This window comes from Pseudonocardia bannensis, assembly GCF_012911875.1.
GTDB classification, from domain to species: Bacteria; Actinomycetota; Actinomycetes; order Mycobacteriales; family Pseudonocardiaceae; genus Pseudonocardia; species Pseudonocardia bannensis.
On the sequence record NZ_JAAXKZ010000035.1, the window covers coordinates 40,205 to 46,737 of the forward strand.

6 protein-coding genes are annotated in these 6,533 nt (G+C 73.2%); 3 read left to right on the forward strand and 3 right to left on the reverse strand.

The features are described 5' to 3' along the window. Positions 1-93: 93 nt before the first annotated feature. Together HF519_RS12055 and HF519_RS12060 are read right to left on the reverse strand one after the other, a co-directional pair. Positions 94-690 carry an O-acetyl-ADP-ribose deacetylase gene (locus HF519_RS12055; protein WP_169413001.1) on the reverse strand — a complete coding sequence of 199 codons (597 nt, stop codon included), beginning with the start codon at positions 688-690 and terminating at the stop codon, positions 94-96. Further along, positions 687-1,466, reverse strand: a complete 780-nt coding sequence (locus HF519_RS12060; RefSeq protein WP_169413002.1) for a 5-formyltetrahydrofolate cyclo-ligase — start codon at positions 1,464-1,466, stop codon at positions 687-689. Before HF519_RS12060 ends, HF519_RS12055 begins: the two co-directional genes overlap by 4 nt. A gap of 185 nt (positions 1,467-1,651) precedes the next feature. Here HF519_RS12060 and HF519_RS12065 point away from each other — a divergent pair, with 185 nt between their 5' ends. Then, positions 1,652-2,659 (forward strand): LacI family DNA-binding transcriptional regulator, encoded by a 1,008-nt coding sequence (locus HF519_RS12065; RefSeq protein WP_169413003.1) that lies wholly within the window; start codon positions 1,652-1,654, stop codon positions 2,657-2,659. A 346-nt stretch (positions 2,660-3,005) separates the two neighbouring features. On the opposite strand, the gene HF519_RS12070 is transcribed toward HF519_RS12065, so the two are convergent. Beyond that, a complete protein-coding gene (locus HF519_RS12070; RefSeq protein ID WP_169413004.1) occupies positions 3,006-4,640 on the reverse strand; it encodes a catalase in 1,635 nt (544 codons plus the stop codon). A 139-nt stretch (positions 4,641-4,779) separates the two neighbouring features. Here HF519_RS12070 and HF519_RS12075 point away from each other — a divergent pair, with 139 nt between their 5' ends. Both HF519_RS12075 and HF519_RS12080 read left to right on the forward strand, forming a co-directional pair. After that, entirely contained in the window at positions 4,780-5,463 is a 684-nt protein-coding gene (locus HF519_RS12075; protein ID WP_169413005.1) for a hypothetical protein, read from the forward strand. 8 nt (positions 5,464-5,471) lie between these two features. Then, positions 5,472-6,419: a LysR family transcriptional regulator gene (locus HF519_RS12080; protein WP_169413006.1), complete on the forward strand. Its 948-nt coding sequence runs from the start codon at positions 5,472-5,474 to the stop codon at positions 6,417-6,419. The last annotated feature ends 114 nt before the right edge of the window (positions 6,420-6,533 follow it).

Here is a 6,533-nt window from a genome sequence, read left to right on the forward strand (position 1 = left end):
CGCGAACTCCCAGGCTCGCGCGCAACACCGCGCCCGGCCCCGGCCCCGCGGAACGAAACCCCGCGCCGCCGCTGGCCCTGCGGGGACCGGTGCTCAGCTGCCGTGGGCGCGGGCGAAGGCGTCCTCGGCCTCGGCGTTGAAGGCCACGAAGCGGACCTGCGCGACCGAGGTCGGGGTGTCCCGGACGGTCTCGACGGCGATCCGGGCTGCGTCGTCCAACGGCCAGCCGTAGACCCCGGCCGACACGGCCGGGAAAGCCACGGTCCGGGCCCCCAGCTCGTCGGCGACCCGCAGCGACTCCCGGTAGCAGGAGGCGAGCAGCTCCGATCGGTCCTCGGACTTCGCGAAGACCGGGCCGACGGTGTGGATGACCCAGCGGGCCGGCATCCGCCCGGCGGTGGTGGCGACGGCCTGGCCGGTGGGCAGGCCGTCGGGGTAGCGGGTGCCGCGCAGCTCGCGGCACTCGGCGAGGATCTCCGGCCCGCCTCGGCGGTGGATCGCACCGTCCACGCCGCCACCACCGAGCAGCGTGGAGTTGGCCGCGTTCACCACCGCGTCGACGTCCTGCTCGGTGATGTCGCCGCGGACCAGGACAATCTCGATGCGCTCGATGCGCTCGATGCGCTCGATGCGCTCGATGCGCTCGATGCGCTCGATGCGCTCGATGCGCTCGGTGTGCTCGGTGCTCATCGGCCCATCGTGCCCTCCCGCAGCTTCGCCAGCAGCGGGATCGCGGCGATCTTCTCCTCGGTCAGCTCCGACCAGCGGATCCCGCCCCCGGGCCGGTCCGCGCGACGGCCCCGGCAGTCGATGATCCGCTCGGGGGTGACGATCAGGTCGACGGGCGCGTCGTGCGCCGCGGTCGGGATCGCGCCCGGCGGACGGACCTGCAGCTCGTGCACTGTCGTCGCGACGACGGTGTCCGGGCCGATCAGCCCGGCCGCCGCGGCGAGCGCGAACTCCAGATCGGCGAACCCTCCGCCCTTGCCCAGCCGCGCACCGTCCTCGCCGACCGCCACGCACCCGGTGACGACGAGGTCGACCGGGCTGAGGTCGGCGACCGCGACGCGCCGGGCCGAGCGGGTGGCGTTCTTGATGGACACGGCACGGCGCGGGGGATCGGCGAGGTGGTCGGGGTCGAGCAGGAAGAACGGGTCGGGTTCGGCGAGCTTGGGCACGGCCATGTACAGGGTCTTGCCGTCCTCCAGGGCACGCTGGCGGACCGGTAGCTGCGCGGAGTCCGGGTTGGACTTCACGTGCCCGGCCCGCTCCCACTCCGGTGTCTCGCGCAGCCGTTGCGCGGCCGCCTCGGCGCCGCGGAAGTTCGAGATCCGGTTGCGCGCGCCCGGGAAGCGGGCGACCCCGGCCTCGGTCAGGGCCGTCCAGACCTCGTCCCGCAGCGCGGCCTTGGCGGCCAGGAGCTGCGGGTCGCCGCCCGCATCGTGATCATGCCGTCTACCTGCCATCAGGAGACGAGTATGACGATCAGCGCCAGCGGGCCGGCCACCCCCTCGGCCCGCTGCCGGCCGTGATACGTGCTTAAAACGCTTTAATCTCCGGTACCATCCGAGTCGTCTCCGGCATTTGTCAAGACATGGGTCGCAGGAGGGTTCGGCGGGGGCCCGCGGGAGGGTGAGCTCTTCTGAGCGAGATGGTGGAGCCGGGCCGGCGGCCCCGGCTGGAAGACGTCGCCGCGGCGGTCGGGCTGTCGACGGCATCGGTGTCGCTGGTCCTGCGGGGCGCGCCCGGCCCGAGCGCGAAGACCCGTGAGCGCGTGCTCGACGCTGCCGCCCGGCTGGGTTACCGGCCCGACCGGGCGGCGAGCCTGCTGGCTCGCCGGCGCAGCCGGCTGATCGGCGTGGTGATGGATGTGCGCAGCACGTTCCACGCCGAGCTCGTCGAGGACGTGCACGACGTCGCCGAGCGGCACGGCTACGACCTGGTCCTGAGCACGCGGACCCGCACACGCGACGAGCGGCGCGCGATCGAGACCCTGGTCGATTCCCGCTGCGAGGCGCTCGTCCTGCTCGGCCCGGAGACGCCCGCCCCCCGGCTCGCGGCGCTGGACCGGCAGCTGCCGGTGGTGGCCGTCGGGCGCCGGTTCCCGGCGGCCGGCCTGGACGTCGTCCGGGTGGCCGACGACGAGGGCGTCGGGCAGGCGGTCGCGCACCTGACCGAGCTCGGCCACCGGGACATCGCCTACGTCGACGGTGGCCCCGGCACGATCGCGACCGACCGCAGGCGCGGCTACCAGCACGCCATGCGACGTGCCCGGCTCGTCGACCGTGCCCGGGTCGTACCCGGCGATCACACCGAGGAGGCCGGATCGCGAGCCGCCCGGGCCCTGCTCGACGCCGGGGAGCTGCCGACCGCGGTCGTCACCTTCAACGACCGCTGCGCGGTGGGCCTGCTCGACACGTTCAGCCGGGCCGGGGTGGACGTTCCCGGCATGGTGTCGGTGGCCGGTTACGACGACAGCCCGCTGTCGCGGCTCGCGCACGTCGAACTCACCACCGTCGGTCAGGACACCCGGGGGCTCACCGAGCACGCCGTGGCCGCCGTCGTCGAGCGGCTCGACGGCGGTCGCGCCGAGCACCGCGAGGTGGTGCTCACCGCGCACCTCGTGGTGCGCCGGACGACCGGCCCGCCCCGCGGCTGACTCATCGGTGAGTCGCGATCGCCGCGCCGCGGGGCCGTGGTGCGAACCCGGCGGCGCGGTACACGTCGTCGATGAGTTCGGCCGTCGCCACCGCGTCGTCCACGTCGACCGGCAGCGGAGCACCGTCGCGTAGGTGCTCGGGCCGGCCGCTGCGCCGCCGTTTCGCCCGCGTGCGCCCCGGGTAACCGGGCACACAGACGTCAGCGGCGGGAGCCCGGGCGTCCCCGGGGAGCCCCCGGGGACGCCCGCCGGCCCGCTCCCTGACGCGCCCGGTGCGGCGTGGGCGCGGCCGTCCCCGGAGCCTGACTCGGCGGCCTGGCTCCGGGGACGGTCGAACCGACGACGCTCAGGCGGCCACCTTGCGGTGCTCGTCGGGCACGCAGTGGGTCATCTTCCTGCCCGTGACGTCGCGCGGGCCGTTCTTGCCCAGGTTCGCCAGCCGCTGCTGTTCGGCCTCGGACAGCTCCTGCTTGGGCAACGGCTCCAGGTCACGCACGTCGTCGAGGCCGATGTTCAGGCCTTCGCCGACACGCTGGCCCAGTTCGTCCTCGGCCATGTAGAAGTGCCAGACCATCCGGCGCTGCACCTCCGGGGTGGCCTCGGAGATCGCGGTGACGAAGTTGTGCACCAGGTCGTCGCGCTCCCACTGCTCCATGAGCAGGTACCGCTCGCCGGCCTGCTGGTAGTCGTTGGTCCGCGGGATCCGGGCGCGGGTCAGCCGGCCGCGGATCTCCGGTCCGATCTCGTCCGGCCCGCGCTGCTCGGCCTCGCGCAGCCCGCCCATGGTCGAGGGCTCGTAGTTGACGTGGGGGTTCTCCCCGCCGGTCTCGACGTAGTAGGTCATCGGACCGTCACGCAGGTTGGTGCGCACCTCCGTCCGGGCCCGGTTCACCGGGAGCTGCTGGTAGTTGGGGCCGACGCGGTAGCGCTGGGTGTCGCTGTAGGAGAACGTGCGGCCGACCAGCATCTTGTCGTCGGAGAAGTCGAGGCCGTCGACCAGCACGCCGGTGCCGAAGGCGGCCTGCTCGTTCTCCGCGAAGAAGTTGTCGACGTTGCGGTTGAGCTGCAGGGTCCCGACGAGTTTCGGCTCGAACTCCTCCTCGGGCCAGACCTTGGTGTCGTCGAGGGGATCCCAGTCGAGCTCGGGGTGCTCGTGGTCGTCCATCATCTGCACGAGCAGGTCCCACTCCGGGTACTCGCCGCGCTCGATGGCTCCGAACAGGTCGGCGCTGGCGTGCCCGAGTTCGGCGGCCTGGACCGCCGCGGCGTCGGCCTCGGTCATGCTGGCGACGCCCTGCCGGGGCATCCAGTGGTACTTGACCAGCCTCGTGTCGCCCGCGGCATTGACCCACCGGTAGGTGTTCACCCCGAACCCCTGCATGTGCCGGTAGTCGGCCGGGATCCCGCGGGGGCTGAACAAATTGACGATCATGTGCATCGACTCGGGGGTCTGGGACATGAAGTCGAAGATCCGGGCCGGTTCCTGATGGAACGTGATCGGGTCAGGCTTGAGTGCGTGCATGACGTCCGGGAACTTGAGCGCGTCCCGGATGAAGAAGACCCCGAGGTCGTTGCCGACGAGATCCCAGTTGCCGTCCTCGGTGTAGAACTTCACGGCGAACCCGCGCGGGTCGCGGGCCGATTCCGAGGAGTCGCGGCCACCGATGACCGTGGAGAACCGGACGGCGACGTCGGTCTGCTTGCCCGGTTCGCTGAACAGCTTCGCCCGGGTGTACCGCTCGATCGGCTCGTCACCCCACTTGCCGGTGGCCGTGAAGTGGCCGTAGGACAGGAATCCGCGGGCGTGCACGACCCGCTCCGGGATCCGTTCCCGGTCGAAGTGGGTGATCTTCTCGATGAAGTGGTACTGCTCCAGGGTCGCCGGACCGCGGGGACCGACAGTGCGCTGGTTCTGGTTGTCATGGATCGGATGGCCCTGACGGTTGGTCAGCGGGGGCGCCTGGCCGCTGGGCTCACTCATTGCTTTCTCCCTCTGGACGTCGTGTGACCGGTCGGGTGCCCCCGCAGGCGGTGGGCAAACGGCACGGTGGAGGTGTAGCGCGCGGCGGGAAGGGGACCCCGGTGCGGCTCTGCCGCCATCGGGTCGCCTGGAGGTCGCCATGTCCCCGCGCCGGACCGCCTCACGCCTCACAGTCGCGCTGCTCGGCACGCTCGGTGCCGTCGGGCTGTTGGGCCTCTCCCCGGCGGTGGTCGTGCTGGCCCTGCTGGCGGCGTCACTGTGCGGCCTGGCGGCGTACGGCTGGGGGCAGTTCCGGGCAGGCTGGCCCGACGAGTCCTCGGCGTACATCCGGACCAGTTCCTGGCGGGCGGCGGGCGTGGGCCTGCTCGCCGTGCTCGGGCTGAACGGCCTGATCGGTCTGCTCGGAGCGGCCACCGTCCCGGTGCTCCTGGTCGGCGCCGCGGCGGCCATCACGACCATGGCGCTGCGCGGGGCCGCCCGCGACCGTCGGCCGCCCGCCGCGAATCCGGGGCCACCGCCGCCACCGCCGCCGGAGCACCCCGGCCGGCCGGAGCCGGACCGGTCGTCCGCCCCGCCCCCGCAACCGGAGCGGACATCGTGCCCGGTGCCGACGCTGTCCACCGAGATGTTGTGCTGGGAATGGCGGCGCAGCTACGTCGAGGTGTGCCGCGCGACGGACCCGGCCCACCTGAGCCGGCTCGTCCTGCTGCGCGCCGCGTACCTCGACGAGCTGGAGCGCCGTGATCCGGAGGGTTTCCGGAAATGGCTCGACAGCGGGGCCCGGGCCGCCGGGGATCCCGCGCGGTTCGTCGCCGGCGGCTGAACCGGCCGATGGAACTACGGCAGCTCCGCTACTTCGTCACGGTGGCGCAGGAACGACATTTCGGCCGGGCGGCCCACGCCCTGCACCTCGCGACCCCGTCGCTGTCGCAGCAGATCCGGGCCCTGGAGCGGGAGCTGCAGGTGGTGCTGCTGGAGCGCGGCCCGCGCGGGGTGGAGCTCACTCCGGCCGGTGAGGTGCTGCTCGAGCACGCCCGGGTGCTGCTCGGCCGGGCCGAGCACGCCCGCGAGGCGGTTCACTCCGCCGTGCCCGGTACCTGCCGGGTCGCCCTGCGGTTGGCCCCGGGGGTGCCGGGGGCGATCGGTTCCACGTTGCGCGGACTCGGCGTCCTGGCCCCGGAGGTGGAGGTGGACGCGGCCGTGTCGCACGACCGCGACGCCGTCGCGGCGGTGCAGCAGGACCGTGCCGACGCCGCCGTCGTGTGGGGCGGGGAGGACAGCCACGGGCTCGCCGTCCGGACGCTGTGCCGGATCCCGGTGCGGATCGTGGTGCCGCCCGGGCACCGGCTCGCGCTGGCCAACCCGGTCCCGGTGGCCCGGGTGGCCGAGGAGGAGACGGTGCTCTACCCCTCGTACCTGGCCTCGGCCCTGCGGCAACGCTGGACCGGCGACCTGAGCCCGCACGGGCACCGGGTGCGAGTGCGGCGGATGTCCGACCCGGCCGCGGAGGGACCGGCAGCGCTGTTCCGGGCGGTGCGGGCGGGCCGGGGGGTGGCCCTGGTGACGACGTCACAGGAGACGGACTTCGCGGGCGCGCTCGTCGTGGTCCGGCCGCTGATCCCACCGCTGGACATCGCACTGCACCTGGTGTGGCGGGAACCCCCCGAAGCCGCGCTGCACCGGCTCATCGCGCACCTCGTCACGGCCTGCGCGGGACGGGTGATCGCACAGAGCAGCACCCGGGACAGCACCCAGAGCAGCAATGGATACGCTCGGTGACAGATGCGCCTCCCCGGGTTTGGTCGGGCGCGCGATGGAGACCCGGGTACGTGACATCCGCCGACCGCCCGATGCCGGACCGGCCGCCCGGCACCGTCATGCCCGGGACCGACC